Annotated in this window: 22 protein-coding genes, 1 tRNA gene and 2 rRNA genes (1 of these 25 cut by a window edge); 8 read left to right on the top strand and 17 right to left on the bottom strand. The window is 69.4% G+C overall.

Annotated features, from left to right (window positions below; all coding sequences use genetic code 11):
- Nucleotides 1-40: 40 nt before the first annotated feature.
- From paoC to M8231_RS08610, 4 genes are all read right to left on the bottom strand, one after another.
- On the bottom strand, nt 41-2,233 hold the full coding sequence (paoC, locus tag M8231_RS08595) for an aldehyde oxidoreductase molybdenum-binding subunit PaoC (protein WP_250201272.1): 2,193 nt from the start codon (nt 2,231-2,233) through the stop codon (nt 41-43).
- A complete protein-coding gene (locus tag M8231_RS08600; protein WP_249750314.1) occupies nt 2,230-3,180 on the bottom strand; it encodes an FAD binding domain-containing protein in 951 nt (316 codons plus the stop codon). Before M8231_RS08600 ends, paoC begins: the two co-directional genes overlap by 4 nt.
- On the bottom strand, nt 3,177-3,821 hold the full coding sequence (gene paoA / locus M8231_RS08605; protein WP_249750313.1) for an aldehyde dehydrogenase iron-sulfur subunit PaoA: 645 nt from the start codon (nt 3,819-3,821) through the stop codon (nt 3,177-3,179). Before paoA ends, M8231_RS08600 begins: the two co-directional genes overlap by 4 nt.
- Nucleotides 3,822-4,031: 210 nt before the next feature.
- Nucleotides 4,032-5,048: a zinc-dependent alcohol dehydrogenase family protein gene (locus M8231_RS08610; RefSeq protein ID WP_250201273.1), complete on the bottom strand. Its 1,017-nt coding sequence runs from the start codon at nt 5,046-5,048 to the stop codon at nt 4,032-4,034.
- Between the two features lie 223 nt (nt 5,049-5,271).
- Between M8231_RS08610 and M8231_RS08615 the strand changes: the two genes are divergently transcribed.
- A complete protein-coding gene (locus tag M8231_RS08615) occupies nt 5,272-6,030 on the top strand; it encodes a carboxymuconolactone decarboxylase family protein (protein ID WP_250201274.1) in 759 nt (252 codons plus the stop codon).
- A 5-nt stretch (nt 6,031-6,035) separates the two neighbouring features.
- Here the strand turns inward: M8231_RS08615 and M8231_RS08620 are convergent, their stop codons facing one another.
- From M8231_RS08620 to M8231_RS08635, 4 genes are all read right to left on the bottom strand, one after another.
- Nucleotides 6,036-6,668, bottom strand: a complete 633-nt coding sequence (locus tag M8231_RS08620; protein ID WP_250201275.1) for an ATP-binding cassette domain-containing protein — start codon at nt 6,666-6,668, stop codon at nt 6,036-6,038.
- Nucleotides 6,665-7,357 (bottom strand): molybdate ABC transporter permease subunit, encoded by a 693-nt coding sequence (gene modB, locus M8231_RS08625; protein WP_249750308.1) that lies wholly within the window; start codon nt 7,355-7,357, stop codon nt 6,665-6,667. Before modB ends, M8231_RS08620 begins: the two co-directional genes overlap by 4 nt.
- Entirely contained in the window at nt 7,354-8,118 is a 765-nt protein-coding gene (modA, locus tag M8231_RS08630) for a molybdate ABC transporter substrate-binding protein (protein WP_249750307.1), read from the bottom strand. The genes modB and modA overlap by 4 nt, the downstream gene beginning before the upstream one ends.
- A gap of 101 nt (nt 8,119-8,219) precedes the next feature.
- Complete coding sequence (locus M8231_RS08635; protein WP_249750306.1) at nt 8,220-9,119, bottom strand: LysR family transcriptional regulator; 900 nt, start codon at nt 9,117-9,119, stop codon at nt 8,220-8,222.
- A gap of 88 nt (nt 9,120-9,207) precedes the next feature.
- Here M8231_RS08635 and M8231_RS08640 point away from each other — a divergent pair, with 88 nt between their 5' ends.
- The 3 genes from M8231_RS08640 to M8231_RS08650 are packed head-to-tail and all read left to right on the top strand — an operon-like array spanning nt 9,208 to nt 11,243.
- Nucleotides 9,208-9,702 carry a (R)-mandelonitrile lyase gene (locus M8231_RS08640; protein ID WP_250201276.1) on the top strand — a complete coding sequence of 165 codons (495 nt, stop codon included), beginning with the start codon at nt 9,208-9,210 and terminating at the stop codon, nt 9,700-9,702.
- Nucleotides 9,703-9,735: 33 nt separating this feature from the next.
- Entirely contained in the window at nt 9,736-10,650 is a 915-nt protein-coding gene (locus M8231_RS08645; protein ID WP_250201277.1) for an XdhC family protein, read from the top strand.
- The gene (locus tag M8231_RS08650; protein WP_250201278.1) at nt 10,647-11,243 is read left to right on the top strand and encodes a nucleotidyltransferase family protein; all 597 of its coding nucleotides are present in this window, start codon (nt 10,647-10,649) and stop codon (nt 11,241-11,243) included. The genes M8231_RS08645 and M8231_RS08650 overlap by 4 nt, the downstream gene beginning before the upstream one ends.
- On the opposite strand, the gene M8231_RS08655 is transcribed toward M8231_RS08650, so the two are convergent.
- The 6 genes from M8231_RS08655 to moaA are packed head-to-tail and all read right to left on the bottom strand — an operon-like array spanning nt 11,227 to nt 15,210.
- Complete coding sequence (locus tag M8231_RS08655) at nt 11,227-12,423, bottom strand: molybdopterin molybdotransferase MoeA (RefSeq protein WP_249750301.1); 1,197 nt, start codon at nt 12,421-12,423, stop codon at nt 11,227-11,229. The genes M8231_RS08650 and M8231_RS08655 overlap by 17 nt on opposite strands.
- Nucleotides 12,420-12,896, bottom strand: coding sequence for a cyclic pyranopterin monophosphate synthase MoaC (gene moaC / locus M8231_RS08660; protein WP_250201279.1), 477 nt, complete (start codon nt 12,894-12,896; stop codon nt 12,420-12,422). The genes M8231_RS08655 and moaC overlap by 4 nt, the downstream gene beginning before the upstream one ends.
- The gene (gene moaB / locus M8231_RS08665; RefSeq protein WP_249750299.1) at nt 12,896-13,453 is read right to left on the bottom strand and encodes a molybdenum cofactor biosynthesis protein B; all 558 of its coding nucleotides are present in this window, start codon (nt 13,451-13,453) and stop codon (nt 12,896-12,898) included. Before moaB ends, moaC begins: the two co-directional genes overlap by 1 nt.
- Nucleotides 13,450-13,911, bottom strand: coding sequence for a molybdenum cofactor biosynthesis protein MoaE (locus M8231_RS08670; RefSeq protein WP_250201280.1), 462 nt, complete (start codon nt 13,909-13,911; stop codon nt 13,450-13,452). The genes moaB and M8231_RS08670 overlap by 4 nt, the downstream gene beginning before the upstream one ends.
- A gap of 2 nt (nt 13,912-13,913) precedes the next feature.
- Complete coding sequence (locus tag M8231_RS08675) at nt 13,914-14,168, bottom strand: MoaD/ThiS family protein (protein ID WP_250201281.1); 255 nt, start codon at nt 14,166-14,168, stop codon at nt 13,914-13,916.
- A 1-nt stretch (nt 14,169) separates the two neighbouring features.
- Nucleotides 14,170-15,210 carry a GTP 3',8-cyclase MoaA gene (gene moaA, locus M8231_RS08680; protein WP_250201282.1) on the bottom strand — a complete coding sequence of 347 codons (1,041 nt, stop codon included), beginning with the start codon at nt 15,208-15,210 and terminating at the stop codon, nt 14,170-14,172.
- A 188-nt stretch (nt 15,211-15,398) separates the two neighbouring features.
- Between moaA and M8231_RS08685 the strand changes: the two genes are divergently transcribed.
- The 4 genes from M8231_RS08685 to M8231_RS08700 all read left to right on the top strand — a co-directional run bounded on the left by M8231_RS08685 (nt 15,399) and on the right by M8231_RS08700 (nt 20,346).
- Complete coding sequence (locus tag M8231_RS08685; RefSeq protein WP_250201283.1) at nt 15,399-16,388, top strand: aldo/keto reductase; 990 nt, start codon at nt 15,399-15,401, stop codon at nt 16,386-16,388.
- A gap of 120 nt (nt 16,389-16,508) precedes the next feature.
- Nucleotides 16,509-17,015, top strand: a complete 507-nt coding sequence (locus M8231_RS08690; RefSeq protein WP_249750296.1) for a 2Fe-2S iron-sulfur cluster-binding protein — start codon at nt 16,509-16,511, stop codon at nt 17,013-17,015.
- The gene (locus M8231_RS08695) at nt 17,012-17,998 is read left to right on the top strand and encodes an FAD binding domain-containing protein (protein WP_249750295.1); all 987 of its coding nucleotides are present in this window, start codon (nt 17,012-17,014) and stop codon (nt 17,996-17,998) included. The genes M8231_RS08690 and M8231_RS08695 overlap by 4 nt, the downstream gene beginning before the upstream one ends.
- Nucleotides 17,995-20,346 carry a xanthine dehydrogenase family protein molybdopterin-binding subunit gene (locus M8231_RS08700; protein ID WP_250201284.1) on the top strand — a complete coding sequence of 784 codons (2,352 nt, stop codon included), beginning with the start codon at nt 17,995-17,997 and terminating at the stop codon, nt 20,344-20,346. The genes M8231_RS08695 and M8231_RS08700 overlap by 4 nt, the downstream gene beginning before the upstream one ends.
- Before the next feature lie 85 nt (nt 20,347-20,431).
- On the opposite strand, the gene M8231_RS08705 is transcribed toward M8231_RS08700, so the two are convergent.
- From M8231_RS08705 to M8231_RS08715, 3 genes are all read right to left on the bottom strand, one after another.
- Nucleotides 20,432-20,508: transfer RNA gene (locus M8231_RS08705), tRNA-Met, on the bottom strand.
- Between the two features lie 104 nt (nt 20,509-20,612).
- Nucleotides 20,613-20,727: ribosomal RNA gene (rrf, locus tag M8231_RS08710) — 5S ribosomal RNA — on the bottom strand.
- 89 nt (nt 20,728-20,816) lie between these two features.
- A 23S ribosomal RNA gene (locus M8231_RS08715) occupies nt 20,817-21,302 on the bottom strand (it continues 2,294 nt past the right edge of the window).

A 21,302-nucleotide genomic window follows, 5' to 3' on the forward strand; every position in this document is an offset into this window, starting at 1 on the left:
GTCGTCGTCCCTCGCCTTGACGATTGCGGTCTCAGGCCTTTCACGCCAGCTCCGGCAATCGATCCAGATACTTGTCCAGGGTGACGGGATATTCGCGGATTCGCACGCCGGTTGCGTTATGGATCGCATTGGCGACCGCCGCCCCGACGCCGCACAGGCCCAGCTCGCCCACGCCCTTGGCCTTCATCGGCGAGGACAGCTCATCCGCCTCTTCGAGGAAGACAACCTCCTGGTGCGGGATGTCGGCGTGCACCGGCACCTCATAGCCCGCTAGGTCGTGGTTGACGAAGAAGCCCAGGCGCTTGTCGACGACCAGTTCCTCCATCAGGGCGCCGCCGACGCCCATGGTCATGGCGCCGATGACCTGGCTGCGGGCGGTGGTCGGATTGAGGATGCGGCCGGCCGAACAGACCGCCAGCATGCGGCGGATCTTGGTCTGGCCCGTGTACATGTCGACCGCGGCCTCCACGAAATGGGCGGCGAAGGTGCCGTACTCGTACTGCTGGGTGAAATCGCCGAACTCGATGGCGTCCTCGGCGACGATTTCGCCGTCGCGCGCGGCGCTGGCCAGGGTCGCCGACCGGCGGCCGTCCCGGACCCGGCCGTCGCTGAAGACGGCGCCGCCGGGGTCGTAGCCCAGCTTCTGCGCCACGGCTTCGCGCAGCTTGACGCAGGCGGCGTATGTGCCCGACGTCGAACTGTTGGCGCCCCACTGGCCGCCCGATCCGGCGGCCGACGGGAAGGCGGAATCGCCCAGTCGCATCTCCACCCTATCGAGGGGCACGCCCATCGTCTCGGCCGCAGTCTGGGCCATGATGGTGTAGGAGCCCGTGCCGATGTCCGTCATGTCGCTCTCGACGATGATCCGGCCCTCCGGCGTCAGGCGGACCCGGGCGCCCGACTTCATCGTGGGGCTGCCGCGATAGCCGCCCGCCATGCCCAGGCCCACCAGCCAGCGCCCGTCGCGCGTGGCGCCCGGCGCGGCGCGGCGCGACCAGCCGAACCGCTCGGCGCCCTGGGTCAGGCATTGAACGAACTGTCGCTTCGAGAACCGCTTCTCGGGGTTCATCGGATCGACCTGGGTGTCGTTCATTATGCGGAACTGGACGGGGTCGATCCCCAGCTTCTCGGCCATCTCGTCCATGGCGATCTCCAGCGCCATCAGACCCGGCGCCTCGCCCGGCGCGCGCATGGCGTTGCCTTCGGGCAGGTCCAGTTCGGCCAGCCGGACGCGGGTGCGGATGGCGTCGCTGGCGTAGAACAGTTTGGTCTGGGCGGTTCCGTTCTCGGGGCCGCCGCCGGGAAGATCGCCGCTCCAGTTGTCGTGCCCGATCGCCAGGATCTTGCCGTCGCGGTTCGCGCCGATGCGGATCCGCTGGATGGTGGCCGGGCGGTGCGTGGTGTTGTTGCCCATGAACGGGCGCGGAAGCGCGACCTTGACCGGCCGTCCCACCTCGCGCGCCGCCAGGGCCGCCAGCAGCACGTCCGCGCGGAGGAACAGCTTTCCGCCGAAACCGCCGCCGATGTAGGGCGACGAGATCCGGACCTTTTCGGCCGGCACGCCCAGGGTGCGCGCCAGATCGCCCTTGCCCCAGGTGATCATCTGGTTGGAGGTCCAGACGAACAGCTCGTCGCCGTTCCAGGTCGCGATGGAGGCGTGCGGCTCCATCATGGCGTGGCTCTGATCCGGCGTGTGATAGGTCTCGTCCAGCTTGACCGGGGCGTCGGCGAAGGCGGCGTCGAAGTCTCCCGTTTCGGCGTCCTTGACGTCCTTGGCCTCGGTCGCGGTCTCCCGCTGGGCTTCCAGGTCGAAGCGCCCGCGCGCGCGGACGTAGGAGACCTTCAGGCGGGCGGCGGCTGCGCGCGCCTGCTCGAACGTCTCGGCCACCACGACCGCGATCGCCTGGTGATAGTGCTGGATATCGGGTCCGCCCAGCAGACGGGCGGTGTTGTACTGGCCCTTCTCCAGCTCGCCGGCGTTTTCGGCGGTCACCACGCCAAGCACGCCAGGCGACGAACGCGCCGCCTGGGTGTCGATGGCGCGAATGCGACCCTTGGCGATCGCCGAGCCCACGACATAGCCATAGGCGGCGTTCTCGACTCCCTCCCGATGCTCATAGGCGTAGGGCGCACGGCCCGTCACCTTCAGCGCGCCCTCCACGCGGGAATGGGGACGTCCGACGACCTTCATCTGGTCGATGGCGTTTGTTTCGGCGGCCCGTTCGAACTTCATGCCCTCGCCTCCGCCAGCACGCCCGCCAGGGTGCGTTCGGCCAATGTGATCTTGAACCCGTTCTGATCGGTGGTCTTCGCGCCTTCGAACACGCGCGACGCCACCGCCTTGGCGCCGGACGGCATGGCCGCCTCCGCCGCCTCGACCCGCCACGGTTTCGGCGCGACGCCGCCGAAGGCCGCGCGGCCGGACCCGTCCGGCTGGACCACGGCGGCGACGGACACCAGGGCGAAGGCGTAGGACGACCGGTCCCGGACCTTGCGATAGACCTGGCGGCCGCCGATGGGCCGCGGCAGGACGACCGCGGTGATCATCTCTCCTGGCTGCAGGTTCGTTTCCAGGTGCGGCGTCTCGCCCGGCAGGCGATGCAGGTCCGCCACGGGCAGGCGGCGCGTCTCGCCTTGGGGCGTGACCGTCTCGACCGTCGCGTCCAACACTCGCATGGCCACCGCCATGTCGCTGGGATGGGTGGCGATGCAGGCGTCGCTGACGCCGACCACGCCCAGCTGGCGGGTGAAGCCGCCGATGGCCGAGCAGCCCGAGCCGGGCTCGCGTTTGTTGCACGCCTGATCGGTGTCGTAGAAATAGGGGCACCGCGTCCGCTGAAGCAGGTTGCCGCCGGTGGTGGCCTTGTTGCGCAACTGGCCCGAGGCGCCCGCGACGATGGCGCGGGTCAGCACACCATAATCGCGGCGGACACGCCGGTCGCTGGCCAGGGCCGTGTTCGACACCAGGGTCCCGATCCGCAGACCGCCGTCGCGCGTCTCCTCGATCCGGTCCAGTCCGGTGTCCTGCACATCGACCAGATGGACCGGCGTCTCGATCTCCAGCTTCATCAGGTCCAGCAGATTGGTGCCGCCGGCGATGAACTTGGCGCCGGGCCGGGCCGCCACGACGGCGGCGGCCTCCTGCGGCGTGCGGGCGCGCTCGTAGCTGAAGGCTCTCATGCCCGGACCCCCGCGACGTCCGCCATGGCCTCGGCGATGTTGGAATAGGCGCCGCAGCGGCAGATGTTGCCGCTCATGCGCTCGCGCATTTCATCGGTGGTCATCGGGGGCCGACCGGCGATGTCGTCCTGGACGTGACTGGGCACGCCGTCGCGCATCTCCTGCAGCACGGCCACGGCCGAGCAGATCTGCCCCGGCGTGCAATAGCCGCACTGATAGCCGTCATGCTTGACGAAGGCCGCCTGCATCGGATGCAGATCCTCGGGCGAGCCCAGGCCCTCGATGGTGACCACCTCGTCGCCCTGGTGCATCACCGCCAGAGACAGGCACGCGTTGATGCGCTGTCCGTTGACGATCACCGTGCAGGCCCCGCACTGACCATGATCGCACCCCTTCTTGGCGCCGTTCAGATCCAGGTGTTCGCGAAGGGCGTCCAGCAGCGTGGTTCGCGTGTCTAGCTGCAGCGACATCTCCCGACCGTTGACCTGGAAGCTGACCGGCAGGGTGGTGGCGGCCACCGCTGGCGTCGCCGAGGCTTGCGCCTCCTGGGCGCCGGCGGGCATGGCGGCCAGGGCCGCGGTCCCCGCGCCGCCCAACAGAATGCCGCGTCGCGAGACGTCCGGCTCCAAGATGTCACGCATAAGCATCAGCCCTCCAGAAGCCGCTTCCTGATATTCCATCGCGCCAGGCAACCCCGATGCGAGTTGCGAATGGTTATTACTTGCCAAATCTACTGGCCCATCTGCGCGAGAACTTGCCGACCATAATGCACAGCTCGGCAAATCGTCTCACACGCAACCATGATCATCGCCCAATGCTCCCATGAGAGCGCCTCATGAGATCAGCGGGGTTCAGACGCGCAGCAGAGTCTTGATCGCCCGTCGCTCATCCATCGCCTTGTAACCTTCCGACACATCGGCGATCGGGATCTGCAGATCGAAGACCTTGCCGGGATCGATCTCGCGACGAAGCACGAGGTCCATCAGATGCGGCAGGAAACGCCGCACCGGCGCCGGACCGCCCAGCATGTTGCGCTGGGCGAAGAACAGCTGCTGTCCGTCGAACGTCACGCCATGCGGAACGCCCACATAGCCGATCGACCCGCCGGGCCGCGTGCTCTCCAGCGCCTGCGACATGGACTCCTGGGTGCCGACGCATTCCAGCACGGAGTCCGCCCCGACGCCGCCGGTGAGATCCTTGATCACCCGGGCTCCCTCGGCCCCGCGCTCGGACACGATGTGGGTCGCGCCGTATTCCAGCGCCAACGCCTGCCGGGGCTTGTGGCGGCTCATGGCGATGATGCGTTCGGCCCCCATCTGCTTGGCCGCCAGCACCCCCATCAGGCCGACCGCGCCGTCACCGACGACGACCACCGATGACCCGGGCCGAACCCGCGCGGCGTCCGCCGCATACCATCCGGTGCCCAGCACGTCGGAGACCGCCAACAGACTGGGGATCAGATCGTCGTCGGGCATGCCGTCCGTGGCGACGAGGGTGCCGTCCGCCAGGGGAACGCGGGCATACGGCGCCTGGGCGCCGGTCATGAACTCGACCTGTTCGCAGGACGACTGGAAGCCGTGGCGACAATGCGGACAGGTGTTGTCCGAAAGGCAGAAGGAGCCAACGACGAACTGCCCCGGCTTGACCGTCTTCACCGCCTCGCCGACGGCGACGACGACGCCGCAATATTCATGGCCCATCTGCAAGGGCTGCGACACGGCGTTCAGCCCCCGATAGGGCCAGAGGTCCGAGCCGCAGATGCAGCTCGCCGACAGCTTGATGATTGCGTCGGTCGGCTTCTGGATGACGGGTTCGGGGACATCCTCGTAACGGACATCGCCCGGTGCATGGAGCACGGTGGCCAGCATGACGGTTCCTTTCGTGATGAAGCGCCGATCGGGCGGCTCGGTCGAGCGATCCTAGGCCCGCGCCTCTGTTGCGATTAGTCAATCAACAACGCAGGCCGCTATGAGCAGCATTCATAATGGACGGGCTGGTTCCATGAGCCGTGCTTCTGGCTCCATGCAGTTCCGCGTCTCTAAACCGAGCGGCCCACCGGCCCTAGATTGAGGGCGTCAGCCGGAGGTCACCATGAAACTGTTCGCCGCCCTCGCCGCCGCCGCGGTCTTCTCTCCCGTCGAAGGCGGGGCGCAGCCGCGCCGTCCCAGCGTCGCGCCGCCCCAGGTCCACGCCGTGGCGCCGGCGTTGGCGCAATACACGGACGTCGTCCTGTTCGGGGACATGTGGGAACGCGAGGCGCTGTCGAAGCGCGACCGCAGCCTTGTCACCGTCTCCGCCCTGGTCGCCGGCGGCCACGTCGACCAGATGCGCAGCCACATGGGAAGGGCGCTGGACAACGGCGTGACGCCCGTCGAACTGTCCGGGGTCATCACCCACCTGGCCTTCTACGCCGGTTGGCCGCGCGCCATGTCCGCTGTCGGGGTCGCGAACGGCCTGCTGACGGACCGGGGCCTGACGCCGATTTCGCCCGGGACCGAAAAGCTCCCGTTCGATCCCCAGGCCGACGCGCCGCGCGCCGCGTCGGTGCAGGCCTCGACCGGACCGGTCGCGCCGGGCCTTGCCGCATACACCAATGAAATCCTGTTCGAAGACCTCTGGCTGCGCACCGATCTGACGCCCCGCGATCGCAGCGTGGTCACCCTGGTCGCGCTGATCGTCAACGGTCAGGCTGAGCAACTGCCTTTTCATCTCGACCGGGCGCTCGACAACGGCGTGACCCGCTCCGAGGTCGGAGAGATGATCACCCACTTGGCCTTCTACGCCGGATGGCCCCGGGCGATCTCTGCGGTCAACGCGGTCAGCGCCGTTTACGACACGCGGCCAGAGTAGCGCCGTCAGACCACCCGTCCGTCGCGCAGTTCGACGACATGGTCGGTGAGTTGCTCGACGTCGCGGGCGTCGTGGGACACCAGGATCAGCGGCACGCCGGTCTCGTCCCGCAGGCGCTGAAGATTGCCTGTCAGCCGGGCTCGCCGCTCGTCGTCCAGGCCGGTGAAGGGCTCGTCGAGCAGCAGCAGCCGGGGGCGGGGCAGCAGCGCCCGGGCCAGGGCCGCGCGGCGCGCCTCGCCCCCCGACAGCGAGCGGGGCCGGCGGTCTTCGAAGCCGGCGAGATCGACCAGCGCCAAGGCCTCCGCCGTCGACATCGGCGCGGCGGCGTACCGCGCGCCGAACGCCACATTGGCTCCGACGGACAGGTGCGGGAACAGCCGACCGTCCTGGAAGACGTAACCCACCCCCCGCGCATGAGCAGGGGGATCGAGGCGCGTCGCCGTATCGACCACCGCGCGCCCGTCGACCGCCAGACGGACCTCGGCGCGCGGCGCCAGCCCCGCCAGCGCCTGAAGCAGCGTCGTCTTGCCGGCCCCGGAGCGCCCGACGATCGCGAGCGTGGACGACGCCGCCTGGACCTGGACGTCCAGCTCGAAGTCGTCCCGGCGCGCGCGTACGCGAAAGTCCAGGCCGCTCATCGACGGCGCTCCAGCAGACGGCGGTTGATGGCCTCCGTGACGAACAGGGCGACCACCGAGATCACGATGGACAGGATCGCCAGCCGGAACGCGGCCCCTTCCCCGCCGGCGCGCTGAAGGGCGATGTAGATGGCCACGGGCAAGGTCTGGGTCTCGCCGGAGATGGCGCCCGCGAAGGTGATGGTGGCGCCGAACTCTCCGAACGCCCGCGCGAAGCCCAGCAGGGCGCCGGACACCAGGCCCGGCATGGCCAGCGGCAGGCTGACGCGAACGAACACCTGCCACGGCGGCGCGCCGAGCGTGGCCGCCGCCTGTTCGAGGTGCGGATCGATCGCCTCGAAGGCCAGGCGCAGCGGTCGCACGACCAGCGGCAGGGCCATCACGGCGGCGGCCACGGCGGCGCCCGTCCAGTGAAAGGCCAGCGTGACGCCGAACATCGCCTCCAGCGCCCGACCGACGGGGCCGCGCGCGCCGAACACCGTCAGGAGGACAAGACCGACCACCACCGGCGGCAGCACCAGGGGCAGGTTGATCATCGCCTCCACCAGCCATTTGCCCGCAAACCGCTTGCGCGCGAGAACCCAGCCCAGGGCGGCCGCTGGAACGATGACGCCAAGCAGGGCCGCGCTCGCCACCCGCAAGGAAAGCGTCAGCGCCTCGATCTCGAAGGACGACAGAGGCGCGATCACGGCGCCGCGACGGGCTCGAAACCATGCGCGCGAAAGATCTGGCCCGCCCGGGGCCCGCGCAGATACTCCAGGAAGGGTCGCGCCGCCGCCGCGCCCTTCGGCGTCAGGGCGGCGGGATAGACGATGTCCGGCTGCTCCGCGGCGGGGGGCTCCAGCAGGACGCGCAGATCAGGCGTCCCCTCCGCGTCGCTGCGATACACGATCCCCAGCGGCGCCTCGCCCCGCTGGACGAACGTCCGCACCGCCCGCACGTCGGTCGCGGTGGCGAGCCGGGGCTGCAGCGTCTCCCAAAGCCCGCGGCCCTGCAGCCATTCCCGTGCATAGGCGCCGGCGGGCACGCTGTCGGGATCGCCGATGGCCACCCGCCCCTGCCCCTCCGCCAGGGCGGACAGCGGATCCCCCATGTCCGGCGCGTCGGCCCGCGCGATCACCACGAGACGATTGCGGAGCAGGTCGATGCGGCTGTCGCGTTCGATCCGTCCCGCGTCCGACAGGCGATCCATCCACGGCCGGTCGGCCAGCACCACGGCGTCCGCCGGGGCGCCCGCCTCGATCTGTCGCGCGACCGACCCGCTGGCGGCGAAGGAAAAGCGCACCGCTTGCCCCGTTTCGTCCTCCCAGGCGCGGCCGATCTCGCCAAGCGCGTCGCTCAGCGACGCCGCGGCGAAGACGGTCAGGGGCGGCCGCTCCGCCGGCTGGCCGGGCGAACACGCGGCCAGAGCCAGCAGGCCCGCCAGCAGGATGTGGTGGAAGATGCGCAAGGAACCGTCCCTTTTCTTCCGGCTTTCCGGACCGCCAATCTGACGCGTTCGTCGCCGGTCGCCCATGCCGCCGTTCTGAACGCCGCCATGAGACCGCCTCATCACCGAACCCGATGACGCAGGGCGTCGACCACCGCGACAAAGGCGGGCGAGGCCTGGCGCCGACTGGGATAATAGAGGTGAAAGCCCGTGAACGGCTCGCACCAGTCAGACAGCACGCGCACCAGCCGACCGGCGTTGATGTCCGGCTGTACGATATCCAGCGGGATATAGGCCAGTCCGAACCCGTCCAGCGCCGCCTGGCGGATCTGCTGTATGCCGTTGAAGACAAGCTGACCCTCCACGCGCACGTTGACGCTCTGTCCGGCCTTGTCGAACTCCCAGGCGTAAAGGCCGCCATAGGTCGGCATGCGCATGTTGATGCAGTTGTGGGCCAAGAGGTCCTGCGGGTGGCGGGGCGGATCGCGCCCCTTGAGATAGTCCGGCGAGCCCACGATGCCGATCTCGGCGTCCGGGCCGATGCGGACGGCGATCATCTCCTTGGCGATGGCCTCGCCATATCGAACGCCGGCGTCGTAGCGCTCGGCCACGATGTCGGTGAAGCCGTAGTCGACGATCAACTCGACCTTGATTTCCGGGTACTGTTTCAGCACCGGCTGCAGCTTCGGCCACAGCAGGCTGTCGATCGCGTGATCCGATGCGGTGATCCGGACCGTGCCGGAGGGGCGATCGCGCAGAGAGCCCAGGGCGGCGATCCCGGCCTCGATCTCCTCGAAATGGAGCCCGACGGACTCGATCAGCCGCTCGCCGGCCTCGGTCGGCGCGACGCTGCGGGTGCTGCGGGTCAAAAGGCGCAGGCCCAGGCGCTCCTCCAGGCCGCGGATGGTGTGGCTGAGCGCGGACTGGGTGACGCCCAGCTGGGACGCGGCGCGGGTGAAGTTGCGTTCGCGCGCCACCGCCAGGAAGGCGGCGATGTCGCTGAGGTCGTTACGGCGTGGCATTCATGAAGCCTACTCACAAAGGCAAGCGCGATCCATGGCCTAGTCGTCGCACCGATAGCCTGAGACCCTTCCCGCCAAGGAGATCCGCATGTCCCATCGCCTGTCCCTAATCGCCGCCGCCGTCCTCGGCGCCGCCACCCCCGCCGTCGCGCAGGTGGCGTCCGACACCGTCACGGTCAGTCGTCCCGGCGACCGTCCATCGACACGGGGGCCCGCCTCCCGCTTCACCGGGGCGGTGCGGGTGGACCCGGCCTTCGAGCCCCAGGGGGCGGTCCGCGTCTCCGGCGCCTATGTCACCTTCGAGCCCGGCGCACGCACGAACTGGCACGCCCATCCGCAGGGTCAGACCCTGGTGGTCACGGCGGGCCGGGGCTGGGTCGCCGCGTGGGACGGCGCGCCGCTCGAGATCCGCACCGGCGACGTGGTCCGCATTCCGCCCGGCGTCAAACACTGGCATGGCGCCAGCGCCGGCGCGGCCATGACCCACCTGGCGATCCAGGAAAATCCGGAAGGCGAGGACGTCGACTGGATGGAGCCCGTCGATGACGCCCGATATCCCAGGTCCGCCGAAGTCGACCGCTGACACGTCCCTCCGCGCGTATTAGGCTGACGCTGGATGACTGACTGGTACCCGGCCGGGCTTGAGGACGACATGCGTCCGCGCATGTTCGCGGCGGCCGACGCGGGCCAGCCCTTCGCCCTGGTCACCATCGTGGCGGCCCAGGGCGGCGGGCCGCGCGGCGTCGGCGCCCAGATGGTGGTCACCGCCGACGACATGGGCGGCTTCCTTTCGGGGGGCTGCATCGAAGCCGACGTGGCGCTGCATGCCCGCGACGTCCTGGAAAGCGGCCAGGTCGTTCGGCTGGTGTACGGCGAAGGCAGCCCGTTCGTGGACACCCGCCTGCCCTGCGGCGGCCGGCTTGACCTTCAGGTGGAGCGGTTCACGCCGGACGACCCCCTGCTGGCCGACCTGCGAGCGGCGCGGGATCATCGCCGGCTGGCGACCCTGACGTCGGACCAGGGGCGTCGCGATCTCGTTCCCGGCGACGTCCAGCGCCCCGACCGTCTGCGGGCCTATGCGCCGTCCCAGCGCCTTATCGTCATCGGCGCCGACGCCTTCGCCCTGGCCATCGCGGAGGAAGGCGCGCGCCAAGGCTGGGAAACGGTTTTCGTGCGGCCGAACGGACCGGAAGCGCCCCCGCCGCTCGCCGCCGCCTATCTGCGCGACGCCCCGGCGGCGGCGCTGGAACGCCTCGGCTGCGACCGCTGGACGGCCGTCGCCATCGCCACCCACGACGCCGATCTCGACCACCAGGCGATCAAGGCGGCCCTGGCCACGGACGCCGGCTATGTGGGGGTGCTGGGCTCGCGCCGCCGCCTGCCCGATCGTCTCGATCGGCTCCGGTCCGACGGCGTCCCCGACGACGCCCTGGCCAGGCTGAAGGCCCCCATCGGCCTTCGGATCGGCGCGCGCGCGCCACGCGAAGTCGCGGTGTCCGTGGTCGGCGAGATCATCGGCGCGCGCGGGTGAGCCGCCACGCCATCGTTCTGGCGGCGGGCGCGGGGCGGCGCTTCGGCGGCGGCAAGCTGGTCGCGCCGTGGCGGGGCGAGCCCTTGATCCGGCGGCCCGTGCGCACGGCGCTGGCCGCCCGCGTCGCCGATGTCGTGGTCGTGCTGGGCTCGGGCCGCGAGGCGGTCGCGACCGCCCTGCAGCCCCTTGCCGATGCGCGCCTGCGCGTCGTCGTCGCCGACGACTGGTCGACCGGCATGGCCGCATCGCTGCAAGCCGGCCTGCGCGCCCTTCCCGAAAGCGCGACATCGGTCTGCATCCTGCTCGGCGACATGCCCGGCGTGCCCGCCGGCCTGGTCGACGCCCTGCTGGACCGCATCGACGCCGGCGCGCCCGCGGCGCGACCCGTCCATCCGGACGGCCCCGCCCATCCCGTCGCCTTCGCGCGCTCTACGTTCGCCCAGCTGATGACGCTGAAGGGGGACGCGGGCGCCCGGTCCGTGCTGCAGCGCCTGGGCGGCGACCTCGCCCTCGTGCCGATCGACGACCCCGGCGTGGTCTTCGACATCGACCGGCCGGACGATCTGGACGCCGCCGTCAGCTGGGTCGGATGACCTCGACGATCTCGCCGGCGACCGCCGCCGGCGCACCCGGCGGGCGCCGCACCAGGGCGTCGGCCTGGGCCATCACGCTGACCAGCGACGAATCCTGATTCGAGAAGGGCCAGGCCAGCAGGCGTCCCTCGGCCCCGACCTCCAGCCGCGCCCGCATATAGTGGTCGCGCGGCCCATTGGCGGGCAGATCGACCGCCAGGGCGGCGCTGTCGCGTCGCGGCGTCGGCGCCCCGCCCTGCAGACCCGCGATCAGGGGCGCCAGGAAAAGCTCCGCGCAGACAAGGGCGGAGGCCGGGTTGCCCGGCAGCCCCAGCACGATCCGGCCGTCGGGCAGAACGGCGAACCACACCGGCTTGCCGGGCCGCATCGCGCACCCTTCGACGATCATTTCGGCGCCCAGCGCGCGCAGCGCTGGCTTGACGCGGTCATGGTCCCCGACCGAAGCGCCGCCCACCGCCACCAGAAGATCGAACGCCGCGCCGGTCACGGCCGAACGGATCGCCGCCTCGTCGTCCCTGGCCGGCGGCAGGGCCGTCGGGCGCGCGCCGCAGCGGGCGGCGAAGGCGGCCAGCGCCGGGCCGGCGGAGTTGAAGATCTGGTGATCCGCGATCGGCCGACCCGGCTCCACCAGCTCGTCGCCGTTGGGCAGCAGGGCGACGCGCGGCCGCCGGCCGCAGCGGACGGCGCCGACGCCCGCGGACGCGGCCAAGGCCAGCCTCCAGGGATTCAGCCGCACCCCGGCCGACAGCAGCACGTCTTCCGCCTTGAAGTCCCCGCCGCGCGGCCGCACCCAGGCGGGATCGGCGCCGGCTTCGCCCAGGATCACCGCGTCGCCCTGGCGGGTCGCCTTCTCCTGAATGACGACGGCGTCGGCCCCCTCGGGCATCGGCGCGCCGGTGAATATCCGAGCGGCCTCTCCAGGGTTCAGCCTGAAATCGACCGACCCGCCGGCGGCGCTTTCGCCCACGATGCGCAGGCGCGCGCCGGGTCGGACATCCGTCCCCCTCACCGCCCATCCGTCCATCGCCGAGGCGTCGAACGGCGGCTGGTCGCGACGGGCCGCGACCGCCTCGGCCAGCCACCGCCCATCGGCCTCGCCCAAGCCCACCGTCTCTTCGTCCAGCGGCGCTGTCCGCGCCAGCATTCGGGCCAGCGCCGTATCGACATCCGGCAGGGTCACGGACGAACCCAATCGCCAGACGCGCCGCCGGACTTGCTGACCAGGCCGACGCCCTCGATCGTCATGCCGCGATCGACGGCCTTCAGCATGTCGTACAGCGTCAGCAGGGCCACGCTGACGGCGGTCAGGGCCTCCATCTCGACGCCGGTCTGACCGGATGTCTTCACCCGGGCCGTCGCCTGCAGGCCCGAGCCGTCGTCGAGCGGCTCCACGCTGACCTTGACCGACGTCAGCATCAGCGGATGGCACATCGGGATCAGGTCGCCGGTCCGCTTGGCCGCCATCACCCCGGCGATTTCCGCCACGGCGCGCACGTCCCCCTTCTTGCCGCCGCCGGACAAGGCGGTCTGAAGGGTTTGCGCCTGCATCCTGAGCCGCCCCGCGGCCACGGCTTCGCGCGCGCTGCTCGCCTTGTCCGACACGTCCACCATTCGGGCGCGGCCGTCGGCGTCGATATGAGTCAGGTCGGGCATCAGCGTTCCAACAGGCGGGGCATGATCTCGACGAGATTGCAGGGCTTGTGCCGGCTGTCGAGCTGCCAGCGGATGACCTTGTCCCATCCGTCCCGAACCGCGCCGTTCGAGCCCGGCAGGCAGAAGACGAAGACTCCGCCGATCACGCCCGCCGTCGCCCGCGACTGCAGGGTGGACAGGCCGATCGACTGGTAGCTGACCTGATGGAACACGACGGAGAACCCTTCGATCCGCTTGTCGAACAGCGGCTCCAGGGCCTCGGGCGTGACGTCGCGGCCGGTCAGGCCGGTGCCGCCGGTGGTGATGATCGCATCGACCCCTCCGCCCTCGATCCAAGACCGCACCTGGGTCCGGATGGCCTCCACGTCGTCGGGGACCAGGGTCTTTCCCGCCACCTCGTGACCGGCGGCCTCGATGCGTGCGGCCAGGATGGCGCCGGAGGTGTCGCTGTCCTCGTCGCGCGTGTCGGACACGGTCAGCACCGCGATGCGAACCGGCCGGATGTCGCCTTCGATCAATCGTCCGCCGGGCGCCGGCAGGGTGTCGGTGTTGGTCATTCGTCTTCCTTGTCCGTCCAGCGTTCCAGATCGCGATGGTCCTGGTCCCGCGCCTCGATCCAGCGCGCGCCGTCCGGCCCCTCTTCCTTCTTCCAGAAGGGTGCCCGGGTCTTGAACTGGTCCATCAGATAGTCGCAGGCCTCGAAGGCCGCCCGGCGATGCCGCGCGGCCACCGCCACGAAGATGATCTGCTCGCCCACGCCCACCGCGCCCCACCGGTGGACCGCCAGGATGTCCTGGACGTCGAAACGCTGCCGCGCCTCGGCCTCGATTTCCCGCATCACCGCCTCGGTGAAGGTCGGATAGGCCTGAAGCGTCAGTCGATCCACGGCGGCGCCGGGCGCCCCCGCCCGCGTCAGGCCCACGAAGCTGACCACCGCGCCGGTCTGGTCTCGATCCTTGCAGAAGGCGTCCAGCAGGCGGCCGACGTCCAGCGCGTCTTGGGTGATGGAAATCATCTTCAGCCGCCGCTGACCGGCGGGCCGAAGGCGACCTCGTCGCGCGGCGCAAGGAGATGGTCGTCCGGACGCAGGCTGTGCGGCAGGAGCGTATCGTTGACGATGACCAAGGTGCTCGGCGACGACAGACGCGCCGCAAGACCTGGGTCGGATCCCGCGACCTGGATCCTCAGCGCGCCCAGCGTGTCCGCCGCGACCTCGCGCTCGGTCCAGCCGGCCATGTCCCCGAACGCGCCGAAAAGCAGAACTCGCGCCATCTCAGCCTCCGGTCATCGACATGGGTCGGGCGACGGCCGGCGCCGCGCCGCGCCGCTCGATCCGAAAATCGTGGCCTTCCGGCTTTAGGCCGATTCCCGAACGGATCGCCGCCCGCAGAGGCCGGTCGTCGTCGGGGTGATCGCGCAGGGCGTCGCGCAGATCCACGGCGTGATCCTGACCCAGGCACAGATACAGCCGCCCCGTGCAGGTGACGCGCACGCGATTGCAGCTTTCGCAGAACATATGACTGAGCGGCGTGATGAACCCCAGCAGGCCGCCGGTCTCCGCAACGCGGACGTAGCGGGAAGGCCCGCCTGTCCGGTGCGCGACGGGCGTCAGGGTCCACGTCTGCTCCAGACCGCGCCGCACCTCCGCCAGGCTGAGATACTGATCCATGCGATCGGCCTCGATCTCGCCCAGCGGCATGGTCTCGATCAGGCTGATGTCGATGTCGCGCTCATGCGCCCACCGGATCATGTCGGGCAGTTCGTCCGCATTGTCGTCGCGAAGCGCCACGGCGTTCAGCTTGATCCGCAGGCCGATTGCACGGGCGGCCTCGATCCCCGCCAGCACCTTGCCCAGGTCGCCGCCGCGCGTGATCCGGCGATAGGCGTCCGGGTTCAGGGTGTCGATCGAAACGTTGACGCGGCGGACGCTGGCGCGGAACAGGCCCTCGGCATGGTCGGCGAGGAGCGTTCCGTTCGTCGTCAGCGTCAGCTCCTCCAGGCGCCCCGACCTCAGATGCCGGCCCACGCCCTGGACAAGATCCATGAAGCCCCGGCGCACCAGGGGCTCTCCCCCCGTCAGCCTGATGCGGCGAGCGCCCAGGTCGACGAAGGCCGTGCACAGGCGGTCCAGCTCCTCGATAGTCAGCAACTCGGCCTTCGGCAGGAACGTCTGCCGCTCCGCCATGCAATAGACGCAGCGCAGGTCGCATCGGTCCGTCACCGACACGCGCACATAGTCTATGGCCCGGCCGAACGGATCGACCAGCCTGTCGCGGACGGCGGTGGCGTGCTGCGCATTGATGATCAAGGTCATTCCGAGACACATAACGCGCGAAGCCGCCATTCGTCAGGGGCGACCTCCTGATCGGCGTCATGAGCCGCCTTCACCATGGTTCGGGCGTCTTTCATGAGCAGGATTGATGAGCGCAAGAAGCTTCAGGCGCCTAACGCATGCATGAGCCAGCGCTCATCTTGGCCTCTTGGATATCGCAGGAGAACGCCATGAAAACCCGCACGCTGGGCGCCGCCGGCCCCGAAGTGTCCGCCCTCGGCTTTGGCTGCATGGGCCTGGACTTCGGTTACGCCCACAAGGTCACCAAGGCCGAAGGCGTCGACCTGATCCGCCAGGCGGCGGATCTGGGCGTGACCTTCTTCGACACCGCCGAGGTCTATGGCCCCTTCACCAATGAGGAGATGGTCGGCGCGGCCCTGGCGCCGGTTCGCGATCAGGTCGTGATCGCCACCAAGTTCGGCTTCGACATCCAAGACGGCAAGCAGGCCGGCTTGAACAGCCGTCCCGAGCACATCAAGGCGGTGGCCGAGGCCTCTCTGAAGCGCCTGGGCACGGACGTGATCGACATCTTCTACCAGCACCGGGTCGATCCGAACGTGCCGATCGAAGACGTGGCCGGGGCGGTCAAGGATCTGATCGCCGAGGGCAAGGTGCGTCACTTCGGCCTGTCGGAGCCGGGCGCCGAGACCGTGCGTCGCGCCCACGCCGTCCAGCCGGTGGCCGTGTTGCAGAACGAATATTCGCTGTGGACGCGCGGCCCGGAAACGAACGGCATCCTGGAAGCGTGTGAAGAGCTGGGCATCGGCCTGGTGCCCTACAGCCCGCTCGGCAAGGGTTTCCTCACCGGCGCCATGTCCAAGGACACCCGGCTTGACGAAGGCGATTTCCGGGCGGGACTGCCTCGGTTCCAGGCGGAGGCGATGGCGAAGAACCAGGCACTGGTGGATCTGATCCGCCGGATCGCAGGCGCGCACGACGCCACGCCGGCGCAGGTCGCCCTGGCCTGGCTGCTGGCGCAGAAGCCCTGGATCGTGCCGATCCCCGGCACGACCAAGCGGCACCGCCTCCAGGAAAATCTGGCCGCGGCCGATCTGGAGCTGACCGCCGAAGACGTGGCCGAATTGGGTCGCGCCGCCGACGAGATCGGCGTCGAGGGAGAGCGTTATCCGCCGCACCTGATGGCGATCGTGGGTCGCTAGGCGGATCCGTCAGAGCCGGCGCGCGCGACAAGCGCGCCGGCGGGCTGAACCCGACCGTCTCGGCGTCGTTTCGCAAGGCGGGACGCCGTCGTCCCGGGATCAAAGCCAAGGAGGCCGGTCTTGGCCATCCTCATCAACGCCCAGGCTGTCTCGGCGCCCGACGACCCCCGGGTCTCCCTGCTCGATCTGTTGCGGGAACAGCTTCATCTCACCGGCACGAAGAAGGGCTGCAACCAGGGCGCCTGCGGGGCCTGCACGGTCCTGGTCGACGGCGAGCGCGTCCTGTCCTGCCTGGCCCTGGCCGTCCAGTACGACGGACGGCAGGTGACGACCGTCGAGGGCCTGGGCGCGCCCGGCGACCTCCACCCGCTGCAGGCCGCCTTCGTCGAGCATGACGGCTTCCAGTGCGGCTACTGCACCCCGGGACAGATCTGTTCGGCGATCGGCATGGCGGCCGAGGCGAGACGCGGCGTGCCCAGCCATGTGTCGCCCGATCTGGAAGCGGACGCGGTTGACCTGACCGCCGAGGAGGTGCGCGAGCGCATGAGCGGCAACCTGTGCCGCTGCGGCGCCTACAACGGCATCGTCGCGTCGATTCAGGAGATTTTCGGCGAGGCGGCGCAGTGACGCCGTTCGCCTTCAGCCGCGTCGCCAGCGCCGACGAGGCGGTGCGCCTGGGCGCCCTGCCCGGCGCCAAATATCTGGGCGGCGGCACCAATCTGGTCGATCTGATGCGCGAGACGCTGGAGCGGCCGACATCGGTCGTGGACGTCACCGGCCTCTCCAGCGACATCGGCGAGACCGACGACGGCGGGCTGAGCCTGGGCGCCGCCGCCCGCAACACCGCCGTCGCCGAGCACCGGCTGGTCCGGCGACGCTATCCCCTTCTCAGCCGCGCCATTCTCTCCGGCGCCAGCGGCCAGATCCGCAACATGGCCACCGTCGGCGGCAATCTGCTGCAGCGCACCCGCTGCGCCTACTTCTACGACGACGACGGCGCGCGGTGTAACAAGCGCGCGCCGGGTCAAGGCTGCGATGCCGTCGGCGGCTTCAACCGGATTCACGCGGTGCTGGGCGCCTCCGAAGCCTGCGTGGCGACGCATCCGTCGGACATGTGCGTGGCCCTGACGGCCCTGGACGCCCAGGTCCATCTGCGCGGGCAGGACGGCGGGCGCACCGTGCCGATGGTCGATTTTCATCGCCTGCCGGAGGACCGGCCCGAGATCGACACGGTGCTGAGGCCCGGCGAGTTGATCACCCATGTCAGCCTGCCCCCGCCCCTCGCCGGCCGGTCGGCCTATCGAAAGGTGCGCGATCGCGCCAGCTTCGCCTTCGCCCTGATCTCGATCGGCGCAGTGCTGACGGTGGAAGACGACCGCGTGGCCGACGTCCGGCTGGCCCTCGGCGGCGTGGCGCACAAGCCCTGGCGCGCATTCAAGGCGGAGGCGGCGCTTCGCGGCGGTCCGGCGACCGAGGCCGCGTTCGGCGCGGCAGCCGAGGCGGAACTGGCCGACGCCCGGCCGCTCGAACACAACGCGTTCAAGATCGAACTGGCCAAGCGGACGATGGTCGCGGTCCTTGGCGAGCTGGCCAAGGGGCAGGCGTCATGAGCATTCTGGACGAAGCCAAGACCCGCGCCCAGGGCCTGATGCAGGGCCTGATGGGCAAGGCGGTGGCCCTGGCCCCGGACAGCTGGGTGCCCGGCGGCCATCCGGACCCGCTGATCCGCCGTCAGCACGGCCATATCGGCAAGCCGGTCTCCCGTCTGGATGGTCCCTTGAAGGTCGCCGGCCAGGCGCGGTTCGCCGCCGAATTTCCCATGGACGGCATGGTCTATGCGGCGGTCTTCTACAGCACGATCGCCAAGGGCCGGATCGTGGAAATCGACGCCGAGGCCGCCCGGGCCGCGCCGGGCGTGGTCCTGGTGATGACCCACGAGAACGCGCCGAAGCTGAAGCCGACGCCGATCTTCCTGACCGATCCCAAGGCGGCCGGGGGCGACGGCCTGCCCGTGCTTCAGGACGACCGGGTGCACTGGAACGGCCAGCCCATCGGCGTGGTCCTGGCCCGGACCCAGGAAGAGGCGGATCACGCCCAGTCCCTGATCCGCGTCCGCTATCAGGCGGAAGAAGCCGCGACCGACTTCGACCAGGTGAAACAGGCCGGCGCCCGCCAGGCCCAGTTCATGGGTCAGCCGCTGCACAATGAGATCGGCAAGGCGGAACAGGCGTTCGCCGAGGCCGAGGTGAAGGTCGAGGCGACCTATGTCACGCCGCGCCACAACCACAATCCGATCGAGCTGCACGCCGTGACCCTGGCCTGGGACGGCGACAGCCTGCGCGTCCACGACGCCCAGCAGGTGGTCGCCCATGCCGCCTGGACGCTGGCCAAGGTGTTCGATCTGAAGGAAGACCAGGTGGTCGTCACCTCGCCCTTCGTCGGCGGGGGCTTCGGCTCCAAGACCCTGTGGCAGCACCAGATACTCGCCGCGGCGGCGGCCCGGCTGGCGGGCGTTCCCGTGCGGCTGGTGCTGTCGCGCGAGGGCGTGTACCGCACCGTCGGCGGACGCTCCATGACCGAACAGCGGGTCGCGCTGGGCGCCGACCGAAGCGGCAAGCTCAAGGCCCTGATCCATACCGGGGTGACGGCCAAGACGTCGCACAACATCATGCCCGAGCCCTTCATCCTGCCGACCCGCAGCGTGTATGGCGCCGAGACCATGCTGCTCGACGTCCAGCAGGTCGAACTGGACATGATCGGCAACACCTTCATGCGCGCGCCGGGCGAGGCGGTCGGCACCTTCGCGCTCGAGGTCGCCATGGACGAACTGGCCGAGGCGCTCGGCATGGATCCGATCGAGTTGCGGCTGAAGAACGAGCCGGAAAAGGATCCGACGCAGGGCCTCCCCTTCTCCTCGCGCGAAGTGGAGAAGGCTTTCCGCGACGGCGCCGAACGGTTCGGCTGGAGCCGGCGCGATCCGCGTCCCCGCGCCCGCCAGGAAGGCGAGTGGCTGATCGGCATGGGGTGCGCGACCGGCACCTGTCCCTACTACCGCATGCCGGGCGGGGCCGCCCGCCTGACCCTGACGCGCGACGGACAGGCGATCGTCGACGTGGCGGTCCATGAGATGGGCATGGGCACGGCCACCGTTCAAACCCAGGTCACGGCCGAACGGCTCGGCCTGCCGATGGACGCCGTCCGGTTCAACTATGGCGACTCCACCCTGCCCGGCCTGATCATGGCGGGCGGCTCGCAGCAGACCGCGGCCATCGGCGCCTCGGTGATCGCCGCCCACAGGACGCTGGTGGGGGAGCTGCTGAAGCTGGCGGGCAATGACTCGCCGCTAGCCGGCCTGAAGGCCGACGAGGTCGCCTGCCGTGACGGCGGCCTTTGCGGGTTGGAGGACGAAACCCGTTTCGAGAGCTACGCCTCCATCCTGGGCCGGGCCCAACGCAAGAGCGTCTGCGTCGAGGCCGAGCCGCCTCAACCGATGGAGACCATGCACTGGTCGATGCACAGCCACGCGGCCATGTTCTGTGAGGCGGCAGTCAATGTCGTTACGGGCGAACCGCGGATCCGCCGCTTCCTCGGCTCGTTCGACTGCGGCCGGATCCTGAACCCGAAGACGGCCGCCAGCCAGTTCCGCGGCGGCGTCATCATGGGCCTCGGCCTGGCCCTGATGGAAGAGACCCAGGTCGACCCGCGCAACGGCCGCATCATGAACCCCAGCCTCTCCGAGTACCACGTCCCGGTTCACATGGACGTGCCGGACATCGACGTGATCTGGACCGACATTCCGGACCCGCATGCGCCGATGGGCGCGCGCGGGGTCGGCGAGATCGGCATCACCGGCACGGGCGCGGCCGTGGCCAACGCCATTTACAACGCGACCGGCCGACGCATCCGCGACCTTCCGATCACCCTGGACAAGCTGCTGGTCCCGTCTCTGGGCTCATAGCCGCCGGGGCGGCGTTTGTCGTCCAGGGCGCGGGGCGTATTCCAGAACGCAGAAAACCCCACGGTCTGGGACCGTGGGGTTGATCTGGGTGCGGGAGCAGGATTTGAACCTGCGACCTTCAGGTTATGAGCCTGACGAGCTACCGGGCTGCTCCATCCCGCGGCGAACGGTAGGATCGTGAGGAAGAACGGTTCGAGCCTGGCCTCAAGTCGCGCGAAGCGCGGTAGGCCAAGGATAATCGCTTCATTCGGCTGTCCGCCTGGTAGACCCGGCGGCGACCTACTCTCCCGCGCCTTAAGACGAAGTACCATTGGCTCTGGAGGGCTTAACGACCGAGTTCGGAATGGGATCGGGTGGGGAACCTCCGACATAGCCACCAGGTCAACGAGGCGGACAGCGGAATGAAGAGAAGACATTGTCTGAGATTGCTTCGGTCAAGGAAGCAATCATCGAATGAGTTTTGCTGAGAAACGATCAAACCGATCGGATTATTAGTACCAGTAAGCTACACGCGTCGCCGCGCTTCCACACCTGGCCTATCAACGTGGTAGTCTTCCACGATCCTCAGCGAAGCCTTGTTTTGAGGTTAGTTTCCCGCTTAGATGCTTTCAGCGGTTATCTATTCCATACTTAGCTACCCTGCTGCGCAGCTGGCGCCACGACAGGTCCACCAGAGGTATGTCCATCCCGGTCCTCTCGTACTAGGGACAGATCCTCTCAAGCTTCGAACACCCACGGCAGATAGGGACCAAACTGTCTCACGACGTTCTGAACCCAGCTCACGTACCACTTTAAATGGCGAACAGCCATACCCTTGGGACCTGCTCCAGCCCCAGGATGTGATGAGCCGACATCGAGGTGCCAAACTTTGCCGTCGATATGGACTCTTGGGCAAAATCAGCCTGTTATCCCTAGAGTACCTTTTATCCGTTGAGCGATGGCCCTTCCACGCGGGA

The sequence above is a fragment of the Brevundimonas albigilva genome, assembly GCF_023573565.1.
GTDB lineage: Bacteria > Pseudomonadota > Alphaproteobacteria > Caulobacterales > Caulobacteraceae > Brevundimonas > Brevundimonas albigilva.